General features: G+C 70.8%; 14 protein-coding genes. 9 read left to right on the forward strand and 5 right to left on the reverse strand.

The annotated features are described in order from the left end of the window. Positions 1-78 precede the first annotated feature (78 nt). Positions 79-639: an acyl-CoA thioesterase gene (locus tag HMPREF1529_RS06250; protein ID WP_005047748.1), complete on the forward strand. Its 561-nt coding sequence runs from the start codon at positions 79-81 to the stop codon at positions 637-639. A gap of 19 nt (positions 640-658) precedes the next feature. On the opposite strand, the gene HMPREF1529_RS06255 is transcribed toward HMPREF1529_RS06250, so the two are convergent. After that, positions 659-1,540, reverse strand: a complete 882-nt coding sequence (locus HMPREF1529_RS06255) for a LysR family transcriptional regulator (protein ID WP_016464163.1) — start codon at positions 1,538-1,540, stop codon at positions 659-661. A 137-nt stretch (positions 1,541-1,677) separates the two neighbouring features. On the opposite strand from HMPREF1529_RS06255, the gene HMPREF1529_RS06260 reads away from it, so the two are divergent. Together HMPREF1529_RS06260 and HMPREF1529_RS06265 are read left to right on the forward strand one after the other, a co-directional pair. Beyond that, positions 1,678-5,403 carry a proline dehydrogenase family protein gene (locus HMPREF1529_RS06260; RefSeq protein ID WP_016464164.1) on the forward strand — a complete coding sequence of 1,242 codons (3,726 nt, stop codon included), beginning with the start codon at positions 1,678-1,680 and terminating at the stop codon, positions 5,401-5,403. Positions 5,404-5,439: 36 nt separating this feature from the next. Next, positions 5,440-5,625 (forward strand): GNAT family N-acetyltransferase, encoded by a 186-nt coding sequence (locus HMPREF1529_RS06265; protein WP_016464165.1) that lies wholly within the window; start codon positions 5,440-5,442, stop codon positions 5,623-5,625. 160 nt (positions 5,626-5,785) lie between these two features. On the opposite strand, the gene HMPREF1529_RS06270 is transcribed toward HMPREF1529_RS06265, so the two are convergent. Next, the gene (locus HMPREF1529_RS06270; protein WP_016464166.1) at positions 5,786-6,547 is read right to left on the reverse strand and encodes a hypothetical protein; all 762 of its coding nucleotides are present in this window, start codon (positions 6,545-6,547) and stop codon (positions 5,786-5,788) included. 106 nt (positions 6,548-6,653) lie between these two features. On the opposite strand from HMPREF1529_RS06270, the gene ddaH reads away from it, so the two are divergent. Both ddaH and rocD read left to right on the forward strand, forming a co-directional pair. Continuing rightward, positions 6,654-7,496, forward strand: coding sequence for a dimethylargininase (gene ddaH, locus HMPREF1529_RS06275; RefSeq protein ID WP_016464167.1), 843 nt, complete (start codon positions 6,654-6,656; stop codon positions 7,494-7,496). Beyond that, positions 7,493-8,716: an ornithine--oxo-acid transaminase gene (gene rocD, locus HMPREF1529_RS06280; protein WP_016464168.1), complete on the forward strand. Its 1,224-nt coding sequence runs from the start codon at positions 7,493-7,495 to the stop codon at positions 8,714-8,716. Before ddaH ends, rocD begins: the two co-directional genes overlap by 4 nt. 13 nt (positions 8,717-8,729) lie before the next feature. Here rocD and HMPREF1529_RS06285 read toward each other — a convergent pair whose 3' ends face one another. Next, positions 8,730-10,265 (reverse strand): molybdopterin-dependent oxidoreductase, encoded by a 1,536-nt coding sequence (locus HMPREF1529_RS06285; protein ID WP_016464169.1) that lies wholly within the window; start codon positions 10,263-10,265, stop codon positions 8,730-8,732. 176 nt (positions 10,266-10,441) lie between these two features. On the opposite strand from HMPREF1529_RS06285, the gene HMPREF1529_RS06290 reads away from it, so the two are divergent. From HMPREF1529_RS06290 to HMPREF1529_RS06305, 4 genes are read left to right on the forward strand one after another with little or no spacing between them, the layout of a single operon-like run. Further along, a complete protein-coding gene (locus tag HMPREF1529_RS06290) occupies positions 10,442-12,130 on the forward strand; it encodes a circularly permuted type 2 ATP-grasp protein (protein WP_016464170.1) in 1,689 nt (562 codons plus the stop codon). Further along, positions 12,124-13,056, forward strand: a complete 933-nt coding sequence (locus HMPREF1529_RS06295; RefSeq protein ID WP_016464171.1) for an alpha-E domain-containing protein — start codon at positions 12,124-12,126, stop codon at positions 13,054-13,056. Before HMPREF1529_RS06290 ends, HMPREF1529_RS06295 begins: the two co-directional genes overlap by 7 nt. Beyond that, positions 13,053-13,898 carry a transglutaminase family protein gene (locus HMPREF1529_RS06300; protein ID WP_016464172.1) on the forward strand — a complete coding sequence of 282 codons (846 nt, stop codon included), beginning with the start codon at positions 13,053-13,055 and terminating at the stop codon, positions 13,896-13,898. Before HMPREF1529_RS06295 ends, HMPREF1529_RS06300 begins: the two co-directional genes overlap by 4 nt. 43 nt (positions 13,899-13,941) lie before the next feature. Further along, positions 13,942-14,532: a TetR/AcrR family transcriptional regulator gene (locus tag HMPREF1529_RS06305; RefSeq protein ID WP_016464173.1), complete on the forward strand. Its 591-nt coding sequence runs from the start codon at positions 13,942-13,944 to the stop codon at positions 14,530-14,532. A gap of 9 nt (positions 14,533-14,541) precedes the next feature. On the opposite strand, the gene HMPREF1529_RS06310 is transcribed toward HMPREF1529_RS06305, so the two are convergent. Further along, complete coding sequence (locus tag HMPREF1529_RS06310; RefSeq protein WP_016464174.1) at positions 14,542-15,033, reverse strand: MaoC family dehydratase; 492 nt, start codon at positions 15,031-15,033, stop codon at positions 14,542-14,544. Beyond that, the gene (locus HMPREF1529_RS06315) at positions 15,030-17,012 is read right to left on the reverse strand and encodes an ATP-binding protein (RefSeq protein WP_016464175.1); all 1,983 of its coding nucleotides are present in this window, start codon (positions 17,010-17,012) and stop codon (positions 15,030-15,032) included. Before HMPREF1529_RS06315 ends, HMPREF1529_RS06310 begins: the two co-directional genes overlap by 4 nt. Between the last annotated feature and the right edge of the window lies 1 nt (position 17,013).

Genomic DNA, 17,013 nt, shown 5'->3' on the forward strand with positions numbered 1-17,013 from the left:
GGACCCTGTGCAGAGGACTGTGGGTTTCCCACAACAGATGCCGGACACTCATCGGGGAACCCGCTAGCATCGCGCTTCGTGAATGTATGGTGGCGGACCCTCTTGACGATCTGGCGCGCGAAGGTGCTGCTGCATCGGCGCGGCCCGTTGCCGCCGCGCACCGTGGGGCGCATCAGGCTGCGGACGCTCCCGACCGACATCGACCTCCTCGGCCACATGAACAACGGGCGGTACGCGTCGCTGTTCGATCTCGGACGCTTCGACCTGCTCATCCGCACCGGCATCTGGGATGCGATGAACGCGCAGGGCTGGTACGCGGTCGTGGCCAGCGAGACGGTCACCTTCCGCAAGTCGCTGCAGCTGTGGCAGCGCTTCACCGTCGAGTCGCGCCTCTACGCCCACGACGACAAAGCCGTCTATCAGATGCACCGCGCGGTCGTCGACGGCGAGGTCTATGCCGAGATGATCGTCCGTGCGCGTTTCCTGCGGCGCACCGGCGGCGTGGTGAACACCGACGAACTCTTCGAGGCGCTCGCGCGTCCGGACGACCTGCCGCCATTGCCGCAGTGGGTGGCCGACTGGGCCCGCGACAGTGCGCTGCCCTCGACGAAAGCGCCCGCCCCGAGCGCGTGGGACTGAGCCCGCGGCACCGCTCGTGTCAGACCCGACGGGCGACGAAAGCGTCGGCGAGAGCCTCGCGGACACTGCGGATGCCGGGACGGCTGCGGCTGGATCGGCGCGCGGCCGTGAAGATCTCGCGGGCCGGGTCACCCGGAAGCGCGCTCAGGTGCACCCGGGGTGCGCCGCCCGCCCACAGCAGATCCGGGAGCAGTCCGACGGCGTGACCGGCGGCGATCAGCTCGGCATGTCCGCTGAGGTCGGCGAGCTCGAAGCGCACGTCGGGCTCGAATCCCGCGGCGCGGCACTGCTGCAGCGCCCACTCACGTGCCGCCGTGCCGCGCGGCTCCATCACCCAGGCACGTTCGGCCAGCTCGGCGAGCGGTCCGCTCGCCCCCGCCGTCGCCAGTCGGATCGGATCGACGCCGAGCAGATCCCGATCGAGCGCCGATCGGTGGGGGCGAGTGAGCCCGGGGTACTGCTCGGCGATCGCGAGGTCGAAGCCGCGCGCTCCGAGCTCGAACAACCCCTCTTCGGGCGGCAGCTCGGAGATCTCCACGCGCAGGCCCGGCGTCCGCTCGGCGAGCAGGGTCAGGGCTGCGGGCACGAGAGCGCGGGCGGCCGTCTGCAGCACGGCGAGACGCACCGGCGCGATCCCGAGGCGGGTGTCTTCGAGTTCGCCGCGGATCTCCTCGTCGGCATCGAGGGCGCGCGCCGCGTAGGCGGCCAGCGTCTCGCCGTGCGCGGTCAGCCGCACGCGGCGTCCATCCGGAGCGAGCAGCGCCACTCCCGCCTCGCGCTCCAACTGCGACAACTGCTGCGAGATCGTGGACGGGCTGTACGCCAAGGCCTGTGCGACGGCGGCGATCGTGCCGCGCTGGGCGAGTTCGTGCAGCAGTCGGAGGCGTTTCAACTCGAACACGCGCGCTCCTTCCGTCACCCGTCGCCGTCGTCTCGGCTGCGTCGTGGTCGCGCCGGAGAAAACATCGCTGTCATCGAACGATATCCGTCAAAGATCATCGCTTTTGCCGAATCATATGCGTGCCTCACGCTGGACGCATGCAGACAGTGCACTCTGGAGACGTGACCGACGACACCACCACGCCCCCCTCGGCATCCCGGCTCGCCGACAGCGCCGTCTCCCTCGCGCGACGCTGGGTGGACGAGTCCGCGGCGGCCGACGTCGATCCCGCCGCCGAACGGCTCGCCGGCGTGCTCAAGGACCCCCACGGCCTGCCGTTCACGATCGGCTTCGTCGACGGCGTCATGCGTCCCGAGTCGTTGAGCGCCGCCGCGGCGAACCTGCAGCGCGTCGCGCCGCTGGTGCCCGAGTTCCTGCCCTGGTACCTGCGGGCCGCGGTGCGCACCGCCGGTGCCGTGGGGCCGCTCCTTCCGGCGCCGACGGTGCCGCTCGCGCGCCGCGCGCTGCGCGAGATGGTCGGCCACCTCATCGTCGATGCCCGCCCCGACAAGCTGGGCCCGGCGTTGACGGCCATCCGCGCCTCGGGTGCGCGCCTCAACCTGAACCTCCTGGGCGAGGCCGTGCTCGGCGAGGCCGAAGCGCTGCGCCGCCTGGACGGCATCCACGATCTCATCCGCCGCGACGACGTCGACTACGTCTCGGTCAAGGTGTCGGCCATCGCGAGCCACATCTCGATGTGGGCCTTCGACGAGGTCGTCGAGCGCGTCGTCGAGCGCCTGCTCCCGCTGTACCTGACGGCCTCCTCCTCGCCGGGGCCCGAGTCGGCGCAGACGTTCATCAACCTCGACATGGAGGAGTACCGCGACCTCGACCTCACGATCGCGGTGTTCACGCGGCTGCTGGAGGATCCGCGGCTGCGCGAGCTCGAAGCGGGCATCGTCCTGCAGGCCTATCTCCCCGACGCCCTGCCGGCTCTGCGGCAGCTCACCGCCTGGGCGCAGCAGCGCGTGGACGGCGGAGGCGCCCGCATCAAGGTGCGACTCGTCAAGGGCGCGAACCTCGCCATGGAACGGGTGGATGCCGTCATGCACGGCTGGCCGCTGGCGACCCACGCCAGCAAGCTCGACGCCGACGCCAGCTACCTGCGATGCCTCGACGAGGCGCTGCGGCCGGAGAACTCCGGCGCGGTGCGCCTCGGCGTCGCCGGCCACAACCTCTTCGACATCGCGTACGCGTGGCTGCTGGCGGGGGAGCGCGGCGTCCGGGACGACGTCGAGTTCGAGATGCTCCTCGGCATGGCGCAGGGACAGGTGGCGGCGGTCTCGCGCGAGGTCGGCCATGTGCTGCTGTACGTGCCGGTCGTGCGGCCCGACGAGTTCGATGTGGCCATCAGCTACCTCGTGCGCCGATTGGAGGAGAACGCATCGAGCGACAACTTCCTCTCCGCCGCTTTCGACCTGGCCGATGATCCGGCGATGTTCGCGCGGGAGCGCGACCGTTTCCTCGCCTCGCTGGACCGGGCCGCCGACCCCACCCTTCCCGTCGGTCCTCAGCGGACGCAGGCGCGTCTGGACGGCGTTGCCGCCGCCGCCGGACGCCCTGCCCTCACCCGCCCGGAACCCGCCCCCGAGATGGCAGAGGGCGCCGCCGACGGCGATCTGACACAGGTGGTGCTCGGCATCGCCGACGGACGCGGCGACGGCGAGTCCTTCGTCGACACCGCGGTCTTCGACCTGCGCGAATCTGCCGCCGCGGAGGGGGCGCCCGGGTTCGCGAACGCGCCCGATACCGACCCCGCGCTGCCGGCCAACCGCGCCTGGGCCGACGAGATCTTGGCCCGCGTCGCCGCGTCGACGGCGGGAGAGTCGACCATCGCCGCAGCGCGCATCGACGACCCGGCATCGCTGGAAGACACGGTCGCGCGGGTGCGGTCCGCCGGCGTGCGGTGGGGCGCCGTGCCCGCGGATGACCGCGCGAAGATTCTGCGGGCCGTGGCGCGGGCGCTCGAGAGCCGCCGCGGCGAGCTCATCGAGGTCGCCGCGAGCGAGACCGGCAAGGTCTTCGCCGAAGCCGACGTCGAGGTCAGCGAGGCGGTCGACTTCGCAAACTATTACGCCGCGACGGCGCGCGAGCTCGACCGGGTGAGCGGTGCGGTCTTCGTGCCTGCGGCGCTCACGGTGGTCGCTCCGCCGTGGAACTTCCCGGTCGCGATCCCCGCCGGCGGGGTGCTGGCCGCGCTCGCGGCGGGATCGGGCGTCGTGTTCAAACCCGCCCCGCAGGCGCGGCGCTGCGCTGCCGTCGTCGCCGAGGCGGTGTGGGAGGCGCTGGATGCCGAGGGCATCGAGCGCGACATCCTCGCCCTCGTCGACATCGACGAGAAGGAACAGGGTCAGCAGCTGATCGCGCATCCCGACGTGGATCGCGTCATCCTCACCGGCTCGTGGGAGACGGCGCAGCTGTTCCGCTCATGGCGGCGCGACCTGCCGCTGCTGGCCGAGACGAGCGGCAAGAACGCCATGATCGTCATGCCGTCCGCCGACCTGGACCTCGCGGCATCCGATCTGGTGAAGAGCGCCTTCGGTCACGCGGGACAGAAGTGCTCCGCCGCCTCGCTCGCGATCCTGGTGGGGCCGGTCGCGCGCTCCGAGCGGTTCGCGCGCCAGCTCATCGACGCCGTCCGCTCGCTGCGCGTGGGAGCGCCCTCCGATCCGCTGAGCGAAGTCGGGCCGGTGATCGAGACACCGCGCGGCAAGCTCGATTGGGCCCTCACCACGCTCGAGGAGGGGGAGAGCTGGCTGGTCGCGCCCGAGCTCATCGACGGCTCGGCCGACGGCGACACCGCCGCTCTCGCCGGGCGCCTCTGGCGGCCCGGCATCCGGGTCGGGGTGCGCCCGGGATCGCGCACGCATCTCGAGGAGTTCTTCGGCCCGATGCTGGGGATCATGCACGCTTCCTCTCTGTCGGAGGCCGTCGAACTGCAGAACGCGGTCGCCTACGGTCTCACCGCGGGCCTGTACACGCAGGACCCGGTCGACCTGGAGCTGTGGCTCGATCAGGTCGAGGCCGGAAACCTCTACGTCAACCGCGGCATCACCGGCGCGATCGTGCAGCGTCAGCCGTTCGGCGGCTGGAAGCGCTCCTCGGTGGGCGCCGGCACCAAGGCCGGGGGTCCGAACTATCTGATCGGGCTCGGCTCGTGGCGTCCCTCGGGCGGAGGTGCGCCGTCCTCGACGCTGCACCTGCGCGGGCTGGATGGGCGCATCACGTCTCTCATCGAGTCTGCCCAGCCGTCGCTGGACTACGAGGCCTTCGAGTGGCTGCGTCGCGGGGCGCTTTCTGACGCCGTCGCCTGGGACCGCGAGTTCGGCCGCGTCAAGGACGTGTCGCGGCTGGGCGTGGAGCGGAACCTCTTCCGGTACCGTCCCGTCGAAGTCGCGGTGCGCGCGACGAAGGATGCCGCGTGGCAGGCTCTGCTGCGCGTGGTCGTCGCCGGGGTGCGCGCCGGTGGCGCGATGACCATCAGCGCGCCGGTGGGGCTGCCGGCCGGAGTGCGCCGTGCGCTCGGCGACCTCGACGTCGCCGTGTTCGTCGAGTCGGACGAGCAGTGGATCGAGCGACTGCAGGTAGCGCGCGCCGACGGCGAGACGCCGCGCGTGCGGCTGGTCGGGCCCTCGGCATCCGTTGCGGGCATCCACGACGCACTCGTCACCGCGACCGAGGGTGATGTCGATATCCCCGTGTACGCCGGAGAGGTCACCACCGCCGGCCGTATCGAACTGTTGCCGTTCCTGCGCGAACAGGCCGTGTCGATCACCGCGCACCGCTTCGGCAACCCCGACGACTGGAGCGCCGAGGTCATATGACGGGCGCTGCGAAGGCGTGGCCACGCGCAGCTGAGCATGGCGGTCGCTGTGGACAACCCCGCCGCGCGACGCCTGTACGAGCGGTTGGGCTTCGTGCGGACGGGGGAGATCTCCACGGTCAGCTATGACTACGTGGATGCCGAGGGCATCTCGCGCACGGCCACCGAAACCGACGAACGTCTCATCACGGAGGTGAGCGGACTGCGCGTGCGCGGTCGATAAGAGAAACAACTTATCTTTCTGGCGATGGAAGGTTTCGCACGCGAGCATGATCCTGGCGCATCTGGGGAGCGCCAGACGGCGATCGGCTCACGCGCATGAGCGCGTCCGATCCGACCGTCTTGTGACACGCCGGGGGGAGTGTCGCTCTGGGGCCGGGGATTCACTCGACCCCAGAGCTCCCGCGGTCCTCGTCCTCGGGTTCGCGCTCGTCCGTCTCGACCGACACCATCAGCCCCTTGACGAGCGCGTGCACGCCCAGACCGAACAGGGTCCACGTGCCTTCGGGGACGTCGTCGGATGCGGTCGCCACGACGGTCGGGTGCGGGGTGCCCTCGATCGCCCGCAACGCGAAGCCCTCCGACATCGCTGCCAGCAGTTCGGTGAAGCCCTCGATCGTGAGCGGACTGCGCAGGCGCAGGCCGTAGGCCTCCATCAGCCAGAGGTAGAACTGTGCGAAGGCTGCGGTGGATCCCTGGCGACGCTCTCGCGTCGCCTCCAGCAGCTCCGGCCAGGTCTCGGCGGCCGCCCGCAGAGCCAGGGCCACCAGGAACTGCTGTGTCTCGATATCGTGGGACGGGCCGTCCGCGTCGACCGTGATGCTCTGCACGTGTGCAGCGGACGCGACACGGATCACGTCGTCACCCTCTGCACCTGCGGCGACGAGGTCTTCGACCGCGCCGCGCGGATACTCGGCGGGGTCGCTGCGGATGCGCAGACGCACCATCGCCACCGCGAGGTCACGCTGGTAGTCGTTCTGATCGGCCCACAGGCGGTACGCCGCGCCGGTGGTCAGTCCGGCCCGTCGCAGCACTTCCTGCAGGCGGATGTGCTGCACGCCGGCCGCCACGCCGCGCTCCAGCAGCATCTGCATGCCGACGCGCAACAGCAGTGCGCGCGTTTCCTCCCCCGTGCGACGGGCCATGGGACGAATCTACTCAGCGGAATGAACCCCGCAATGGCCTTGACACCCTCGGCGGATGCCGAGGCCGCTCTGGCACAATGGGGATGGCGAGGAACGAGGATCTCGAATGCCCGAGCGTATCGCCCATCACCGCCGGTACCTGATGTGCCGACCCGAGCACTTCACGGTGCGTTATTCGATCAATCCGTGGATGGAGCCGGCGCGACCGACCGACACGGCCAAAGCCGTGCGTCAGTGGCAGACGCTGTACGACACGTACCTCGCCCTCGGACACGAGGTCGAACTGATCGACCCGCTGCCGGGGCTGCCCGACATGGTCTACACGGCCAACGGCGGCTTCGTCGTCGACGGCCGGGCGCTGGGAGTGCGCTTTCGTGTGCCGGAACGGCGCGGCGAGGAGCGTCCGTTCATGGACTGGTTCGCTGCCGCCGGCTTCGAGGTGATCGAACCGGTCGAGGTGCAGGAGGGCGAGGGGGACTTCCTCCTCGTCGGTGACACGATCCTCGCCGGCACCGGATTCCGCTCCGTCGGCGACAGCCACCGCGAGCTCGCCGACGTCTTCGGCCGCGAGGTCGTCTCGCTGCGCCTGATCGATCCCCGGTTCTACCACCTCGACACCGCGATCTGCGTACTCGATCCCGTCGAGGGTGTGGGCGGGGTGGATGCCGCGAACATCGCCTACCTGCCTTCCGCGTTCGACGAGGCGTCGCTGCGGGTGCTGGAAGAGCGCTACCCGGATGCCATCCTCGTGTCGGACGAGGACGGCGCCGTGTTCGGCCTGAACGCGGCATCCGACGGGCGGAACGTCTTTCTCTCGCCGCGCGCCACCGGGTTCGACGCCCAACTGCGTGAGCGGGGCTACGTTCCCGTCCCCGTCGACCTGTCGGAGCTGCTGCTCGGCGGCGGGGGCATCAAATGCTGCACGCTCGAACTGCGAGGAAACACATGAGCTCCGCCATCTCCATCGACGAGTCCTCCGCCGCCCTCATCGCGGCCGAGGACGAGCACGTCGCCCACAACTACCACCCGTTGCCGGTCGTCATCGCCCGGGGTGAGGGGGCCTGGGTCACCGACGTCGAGGGCAAGCGCTACCTCGATCTGCTGGCCGCCTATTCCGCCCTCAACTTCGGGCATCGCCATCCAGCCCTCCTGGCCGCCGCGACTGCGCAGCTGGGACGGGTGACGCTGACCAGTCGCGCCTTCCACAACGACCAGCTCGGCACGTTCGCCGCGGCGCTGGCCGAACTCTGCGGCAAAGACCTCGTGCTGCCGATGAACACCGGCGCCGAAGCGGTCGAGACAGGGATCAAGGTCGCCCGCGCGTGGGCGTACCGCACGAAGGGCGTCGCTGCGGATGCCGCGACCATCATCGTCGCCGACGGCAACTTCCACGGTCGCACGACGACCATCGTCGGCTTCAGCGACGACGAGCAGGCGCGCGCCGGCTTCGGCCCGTTCACCCCCGGGTTCGTCCGCGTGCCGTACGGGGATGCCGATGCCATCGCCGCCGCGATCGACGAGAACACCGCCGCGGTGCTGGTCGAGCCGATCCAGGGTGAGGCGGGCGTCGTCATCCCGCCCGACGGGTACCTCCGCGCCATCCGGGAGGTGTGCGACCGCGAAGGCGTGCTGTTCATCGCGGACGAGATCCAGTCCGGGCTCGCGCGGGTGGGTACGACGTTCGCCTGCGACCGGGAGCAGGTCGTGCCCGACGTGTACCTGCTGGGCAAGGCGCTCGGCGGCGGGATCGTGCCCCTGTCGGCGGTGGTCGCCGACCGCGACGTGCTCGGCGTCATCCGTCCCGGTGAGCACGGGTCCACGTTCGGAGGCAACCCGCTCGCGGCGGCCATCGGTGCGCAGGTGGTGCAGATGCTGGCATCGGGGGAGTTCCAGACGCGCGCCACCGCGCTCGGTGAGCACCTGGAGGCCACGCTGGCACCGCTCGTCGGCAACGGCGTCACCGCGATCCGCGTCGCCGGGCTCTGGGCCGGCGTCGACATCGATCCGGCGCGCGGAACGGGACGCGAGATCGCCGAGCGGCTGCTGGCGCGCGGGGTGCTCGTGAAGGACACGCACGGTCAGACGATCCGCATCGCGCCGCCGCTGGTGGTCCGTGCGACCGAGCTCGACTGGGCCGTCGAGCAGCTGCGGCTCGTCCTCGAGAGCTGAGAGCCGCGCGGTTTCAGGTCACCGTGACCGACACCCGGGGCCACCCGGTCGCGCCGTCCGGCGCCGGTGGGGCGACCGTCTGCGTCTGCGGCTGGCCGTCGGTCCCGATCGCGCGTGCCACGATCGTGTGCGGCCCCGCCGTCGCCCGCCAGGGGAGGGACCACTGCACCCACGTGTCGGCCGAGATCGCGGTGGCGAGCGTCGCGTCCTGCCAGTCGCCGCCGTCGATCTGCACCTGAACGCCGCGAACGCCCACGTGCTGCTGCCAGGCGACGCCGGCGATCACCGTGTCGCCGGCCGTCACCGCGGCGCCCCGGCGGGGGACGTCGATGCGGCTCGCGAGCTTGATCGGGCCCCGCTCCGACCATCCGCGCGGCGTCCAGTACCCCTGCGCATCGGAGAAGCGCGTGACCTCCAGATCGGTCACCCACTTCGTCGCCGACACGTAGCCGTACAGGCCCGGCACGACCATCCGCACGGGGAAGCCGTGCGCGATCGGCAGCGGCTCGCCGTTCATGCCCACGGCGAGGATCGCATTGCGCTCGTCGGTGAGCGCCTCCAGCGGGGTGCCCGCGGTGAAGCCGTCGATCGACGTCGAGAGCACCATGTCGGCATCCGCCTGCACGCCGGCGCGCGCGAGGAGGTGACGGATCGGGTAGCCGAGCCAGCGTGCGGTGCCGATGAGGTCGCCGCCCACCTCGTTCGACACGCACGTCAGAGTGGTCACGCTCTCTTCGAGGGGCAGGGCGAGCAGCTCGTCCCAGCCGATCTCCACCTCGGTGTCGACCTTGCCGTGGATGCGCAGACGCCAGGTCGCCGGATCGATCTGCGGCACCGCGAGCGCCGTGTCGATCCGGTAGAACGCGCTCGTGGGGGTGATGACGGGCGCCAGCTCCGGGATACCGAGATCGGCGCCGTCCGGCACGCTCACGGTCGTCGTCGCGCGCGGAAGGGTGATCGCCGCACGGACCGCGGTGGCGGCACGGGCCCCCGTCTGCAGCGCCCACCCGCCGACGGCGGCCAGGGCACCCGTCGCCGCCGCGCCGGCGGTCCAGAGGAGGAAGGTGCGGCGGGTGGCTCCGGCAGGCATCGCGGCGTCCGGCACGGCCCGTGGCGGTGCGGCCGCGAGAGCCCGCGGGACGAGCAGGCTCAGCCCGAGGAGGGTCGCCCCGGCGCCGACCGCCGGCGGCACGACGGCGAGGGCCGCGGCATCCGCCCGGGTGACGGCCGCTCCGGCGCCGACGAGACCCAGCACGACGACCAGTGTCTGCGCGGCTCCCATCGAACGGCGGGCGAGCAGGCCCGCCGCCGCGCCCAGCAGGAGCAGCCCGAGGGCGACCGCGGTGACCAGCGCCGCCTTGTCGCCGGTGCCGAACAGGGCGATCGCGAGGTCTTTGCCCCAGGGAGGTGCGAGGTCGATGAGCGCTCCGCCGACGGCGGTGATCGGGCTCGCGCCGACGATGGCGCCGGTGAGCTCTGCGAGGCCCGCTCCGAAGGCCGCCGCGGCGGCTCCGGCGAGCGCGGCTCGAGCTCGTGATCCCGTGCGCATGCGCTGATCATAAGTCGCGGATGCCGCCGAGGAGAGGCAATCTGCCGAGGACAGGCAGGTGGGATGGAGGTGTGCCTGGGTCGGGCAGGTTGCCTGTGCCGGGTCGGCGTCTGGAGGCAGAAGCCGCGGCATCCGTCGTCACACTCAGGAAACACGGCCCGGGCTAGGCTCATGGCATGGGTGACCTGTTCGACGGATACGGCTCGACGCTGGCTCCGCGCAAGACCGTCTCCGGCGTCGCGGCCTTCGACGAGATGTTCGCCGCGCCCGCCTCCGCCGGCGCCGCAGCGACGTCCCGTCCGGCGTACCGCGAGCTGTATCAGGCGCTCGCCAAGATGACGCAGGAGGAGCTGCGCGGACGCACCGAGTCGCTCGCCAGTTCGTACCTCGCGCAGGGCGTGACGTTCGACTTCGCCGGTGAGGAACGGCCGTTCCCGCTGGATGCCGTGCCCCGCGTGATCCGGTACGACGAGTGGTCGCACATCGAGAAGGGCGTGCAGCAGCGGGTGCGTGCCCTCGAGGCGTTCCTCGATGACGCGTACGGCCATCAGCACTGCGTGCGCGACGGCGTGCTGCCGGCAGCCCTGATCGCCTCCAGCCAGTACTTCTACCGCCAGGCCGCCGGCATCCACTCGGCCAACGGTGTGCGCATCCAGGTGGCCGGCATCGACCTCATCCGCGACGAGAACGGCGAGATGCGGGTCTTGGAGGACAACGTGCGGGTGCCGTCCGGCGTCAGCTACGTCATCTCCAACCGTCGGGTGATGGCCCAGACGCTCCCCGAGCTGTTCGTCTCGATGCGGGTGCGTCCCGTCGGCGACTACCCGAACAAGCTGTTGCAGGCCCTCCGCGCCTCGGCCCCGCCCGGTATCGACGATCCGAACGTCGTCGTGCTGACGCCGGGTGTGTACAACTCGGCCTATTTCGAGCACACGCTGCTGGCGCGGCTGATGGGCGTCGAGCTCGTCGAGGGCCGCGACCTGCAGTGCGTCGGCGGCAAGGTCTTCATGCGCACGACCCGTGGACCGCGCCGCGTCGACGTCATCTACCGTCGTGTGGACGACGACTTCCTCGACCCGCTGCAGTTCCGCGCCGACTCGATGCTGGGTGCTCCCGGCCTCATGCTCGCCGCGCGTCTGGGCAACGTGACCATCGCGAACGCCGTGGGCAACGGCGTCGCCGACGACAAGCTGCTCTACACGTACGTGCCCGACCTCATCCGCTACTACCTCGCGGAGGAGCCGATCCTCAAGAACGTCGACACGTGGCGGCTCGAAGAGCCGGCCGCCCTCGAAGAGGTGCTCGACCGGCTGGACGAGCTCGTCGTGAAACCGGTCGACGGCTCGGGCGGCAAGGGTCTCGTGGTGGGCCCGGATGCCTCGCCGGCGGAGTTGGAGAAGCTGCGCAAGAAGCTCATCCGCGACCCGCGCGGCTGGATCGCGCAGCCCGTCGTGATGCTCTCGACCATCCCGACGCTCGTCGAGGACGGAATGCGTCCGCGCCACGCGGACCTGCGCCCGTTCGCCGTCAACAACGGCGACGAGGTGTGGGTGCTGCCGGGAGGACTCACGCGCGTGGCGCTGCCGGAAGGCCAGCTCGTCGTCAACTCCTCGCAGGGCGGCGGGTCCAAGGACACCTGGATCGTCGGCGGCGACGCCCCGCACCGCGGTGATCGCGTCGTGCAGACCGCGGGCGGACTGGCGGGGCTGGTCGCCGATCAGGCCTCCGTCACCGAGGCGATCCCGATCATCTACGACGCGCAGGGCGAGCAGTCGCACTCGCCGCAGGATCGTCCCCTGAGCACGCAGGAGCAGCAGGAGCAGCAGCAACAGGGACGCGATGCGCAGGAGGTGACGCCATGCTGAGCCGGATCGCCGAGAGCCTGTTCTGGATCGGACGCTACATCGAGCGCAGCGACGGCACCGCTCGCATCCTCGACGTGCACCTCCAGCTGCTGCTGGAGGACCCCTGGATCGACGAGGACACCGCGTGCCGCTCGCTCATGGGCGTCATGGGTTCGGTGCCGCCGCCGCCCACCGTCGAGGTGACCCGCTCCGACGTGCTCACCAGCCTCGCCGTCGACCGCGCCAACCCGTCGAGCATCGCGTACGCCGTGCAGGCGTCCCGCGAGAACGCCCGTCGGGCGCGTGAGATCGTCTCGACGGAGCTGTGGGAGACGCTGAACACGACCAACTCGCGGATGCCGCGGCGCCTGCACAACGAGAAGGTGCACGAGTTCTTCCAGTGGGTGCGCGAGCGCTCGGCGCTCGCCGTCGGCATCTCCGACTCTTCCACGAGCCGGGACGAGGCGTGGCAGTTCCTGACGCTGGGGCGCGCGATCGAGCGCACGGACATGACCGCACGACTTCTCGCGACGCGTGCGCTGACCGAGGCATCCGGGCCGTCCTGGACGACGATCCTCCGCTCGTGCGGCGCCTACGAGGCGTATCTGCGCACGTACCGCGGGATGCCGAGCGCGTCCAACGCGGCCGAGTTCCTGCTGCTGGACCGGCTGTTCCCGCGCTCGATCATCTACTCGATCGCCCAGGCCGAGGCGTGCATGCGTGAGATCGACCCCGTGGCCGATCGGGTCGGCCACTCGAACACCGTGCTGCGGGCGCTGGGTCGCATCCGCAACGACCTGGAATACCGTCCCATCGGCGAGATCCTGAGCGAGCTGCCCGATCATATGGAGCGCGTCCAGAAGGTCACGCGGGAGGCATCGGAGGCCATTCGCGGGCGCTTCTTCCCCACGCACGCCGAGCCGAGCTGGATCGGAGAGACATCATGATGCGGCTGCGGATCGAGCACACCACCGGTTTCGCCTATCAGGGCGACGTGGGTGCGTCGTACAACGAGGCACGGATGCTGCCCATCTCCACCGACAGCCAGTTCGTGCTGAGTTCGCAACTGGACATCGACCCGTCGACGAGCGTCAACTACTACCTCGACTACTTCGGCACCCGCGTCGCCGCCTTCGACGTGCTCGCCGGCCACCGGTCGCTGGAGATCACCGCCCGCTCGCTCGTCGAGGTGCGCCCGCGTCCGCTCGAGTTCCCCGAGCTGAGCTGGGAGCGGCTCGCAGCCGAGAGCGCGCGCTCGATCGGCACGGTCGAGATGCTCGGACAGTCGACCCGCACGAGCCCGCATCCCGAGGTCGCCGATCTCGCCCGCGCCATCGCCGCCCGTCACGACGAACCCGCCCGCGCGGCGCTGGAGATCGCGACCGCCGTCGGCGACGCGATGGAGTACATGCACGGCATCACCGGCGTGCATTCGACCGGTGCGGAGGCGTGGACCGAGCGCAAGGGCGTTTGTCAGGACATCACCCACATCACGCTCGGGGCCCTCCGCGAAGTCGGCATCCCCGCGCGCTACGTGTCGGGGTACCTGCATCCGCAGCCGGATGCCGAGGTCGGCGTGCCCGTGACCGGCGAGTCCCACGCGTGGGTGGAATGGTTCTCGGGCGGGTGGCAGGGGTTCGATCCGACCAACAACGCCGAGATCGGTGACCGGCACGTGCTCGTCGGCCGCGGCCGCGACTACAACGACGTCCCGCCGCTGCGGGGCGTCTACGCCGGCCCGTTCAAGAGCAACCTCCACGTGAAGGTCGCCATCACCCGGGAGGCGTGAGACCTCCGGAGATGACTTCGGGACGGCTGGGTAGGCTGAACCGGTGACGACGTGGCGCAGCTCGCAGAAAGCGGACCGTCGCGCACGCCTGCTCAGCGAGGCCGCCGCGCTCTTCGCGCGGCGCGGATTCGCCGCCGTGACCACCGTCGAGATCGGCGAAGCCGTCGGGATGAGCGGCCCGGCCCTGTACAAGCACTTCCGGAGCAAGGACGCGATCCTCGCAGAGCTGCTGCTCGATGCGAGCGAGCGGCTGCTGCAGGGAGCCCGCGAGATCGTCGGTGTCACCCCGGTGACGGATGCCGCGGCGGCGCGTGCTGCGCTGGATGAGCTCATCGCATTCCACATCGGCTTCGCGACCGCGGCCCCCGACATCATCCGCATCCAGGACCGAGAGCTCGCCGGACTCGATGCCGAGACGAACCAGCGTGTACGCCGGCTGCAGCGCGAATACGTCCAGGACTGGGACGCGGTGCTCGCCGCGGCCGTCCCTCGCCTGAGTGCGGCCGAACGCGAAACGCGGCTGCTCGGGGTCTTCGGACTGCTCAACTCCACGCCCCACAGCGCGCCCGCCAGCGGTGAGGAGGCCGCCGGCATCCTCACCGCGATGGCGCACCGGGCCCTGGTCGAGGGGTGATCACGCCCATCACGGCGCCGCGGGCAGGCACCGCATGAGGGTCGTGCGGGTTGCGGTGGCCACGACCTCGTCGCGCTGGTTGCGCATCGTGTGGGCGAACTCCACGATGCCCTGCCCCGGTCGGGACGACGACAGGCGCTTTCGGGCGATGACCGTCTCGGCGTAGAGGGTGTCGCCGACGCGCACCGGTGCCGGGAACGTCACCTGAGCGAAGCCCAGGTTCGCCACGATCGTTCCCTGCGTGAGCTGGGCGACCGAGAGGCCGACCATCGTCGACAGGGTGAACATGCTGTTGACCAGGCGCTCCCCGAACTCGGTGTCGGCCGCCCACGCGGCATCCAGGTGCAGCGACTGCGTGTTCATGGTGAGCGTCGTGAATAGCACGTTGTCGGCCTCCGTGACGGTGCGCCCGGGGGCGTGCACGTAGAGGGCCCCCTCGACGAACTCCTCGAAGTAGAGCCCCCGCTGCTCGATCCGTGTTGGAGCGATGTCGTCGCTCATGCGTCCTCCCGCTCGATCGTGGCAACGATACTGCCGCGGGCGACCTGATCGCCGGCGGCGACCTGCAGCCGCACGGTGCCGGCGACCGTGGCGCGCAGCACGTGCTCCATCTTCATCGCCTCCACCGCCAGGATCGGCTCGTCCACCTCGACGTGGGCGCCCTCGTCGACCGCCACCACGACGACGGTTCCCGGGAGGGGGGAGGTGAGCGTGGGGGAGGCGTCGGCTGCGCGGTCCCGCCCGTGCACCGCGCGATGCGTGCGCACGTGGACCGCGTCGCCGTCAGCCTGGAGCCAGAGCTCGCCCGATCCCGACGCGAACGCGAAGGAGCGTCCGAGACCGTCGATGACGACCGTTGCCCGTCCTCCGTCGAGGGTGACCGTGGCGGCTCGCGGTTCGCCGTCACCGACCGCGACGCGCAGAGGCGACGCCCACACCCGCACCCGCTCCCGCCGCGCAGAGGTTTCGAGGTCGAACACGCTCGGCGCCGCCGGACCGAGCCGCCACCCGTCGGCACGCGCCCAAGGTCCTGTCGGGCCGGTCGGACCGGTCGCGGTCTCGGGCTGCGCGTGCATGATGAGGGCGGCCTCCGCGAAGGTACGCTCCGAGGTCTCGGGAAAGGGCAGGTCGTCGAAGACGCGGGCGATGAGGCCCGTGTCGAGCTCGCCGGCGGCGACGTCGGGGCGTTCGAGCAGCAGTCTCAGGAAGGTGAGGTTCGTCTCGAATCCGAAGATCGCGGTCTGCTCGATGGCTCCCACGAGGCGACGCCGCGCTTCTTCGCGGTTCGGCGCCCACGCGATGATCTTCGCGAGCATCGGGTCGTAGTCGGTGGAGACGTCGAGGGCGTCCTCGAGGGAGGTGTCGACGCGGATGCCGGGACCCGAGGGGTGCACGACCCGCTCGACGCGGCCTCCGGTGGGCAGGAAGCCCGCTTGCGGATCCTCGGCGTAGACGCGCACCTCGATGGCGTGGCCGTTCAGGTGCACATCCTGCTGGCGGAACGGCAGCGGCTCGCCCGCGGCGATCTTGACCTGCAGCTCCACCAGATCGAGGCCGGTGATGAGCTCGGTGACCGGGTGTTCCACCTGCAGGCGCGTGTTCATCTCCATGAAGAAGAACTCGTCCGGCCTGTCGCCGGGAACGATGAACTCCACCGTGCCGGCGCCGACGTATCCGACGCTGCGCGCCGTCTCGCACGCGGCGGCCCCGATGCGGGCCCGCGTCGGGGCATCCAGCAGTGGAGAGGGAGCCTCCTCGACGACCTTCTGATGCCGTCGCTGCAGCGAGCACTCGCGCTCGCCGAGATGAACCACGTTGCCGTGGGTGTCGGCGAGCACCTGCACCTCGATGTGCCGGGGCGTCGTGACATACCGCTCGAGGAAGAGCGTGTCGTCGCCGAAGGAGCCGGCGGCCTCGCGTCGCGCGGCGGCGACGGCCGCCGGCAGCTGCGCCTCCTCTTCGACGACGTGCATCCCTTTGCCGCCGCCGCCCGCGGAGGGCTTGATGAGGACGGGGAGGCCGACTCCGGCAGCGCCGTCGATCAGCTCCTCGTCGGTGAGGCCGGGGCGGGCCAGGCCCGGAACCGTGGGTACGCCCCTGGCCTCTACCGTCCGCTTGGCCGAGATCTTGTCGCCCATGATCTCGATCGCCTCGGGGCTCGGGCCGATGAAGACGATGCCGGCATCCGCGCACGCGCTCGCGAACGCGGCGTTCTCGGCGAGGAAGCCGAATCCGGGGTGGATGGCCTCGGCGCCGGTCTGTCGCGCGGCATCCAGCACCCGCTCGATCGACAGATAGCTCTGAGCGGCGGGGGCGGGCCCGAGACGCACCGCTTCGTCGGCCAGGCGGACGTGCACGGCGCCGGCGTCGGCGTCGCTGAAGACAGCGACCGAGCGGATGCCGAGCCGTCGGAGGGTGCGGATGATGCGCACGGCGATCTCGCCGCGGTTTGCGATGAGGACCTTCGTGATGGTGGTCATG

Origin of the sequence: Microbacterium sp. oral taxon 186 str. F0373, from assembly GCF_000411455.1 — a bacterium.
Lineage (GTDB): Bacteria > Actinomycetota > Actinomycetes > Actinomycetales > Microbacteriaceae > Microbacterium.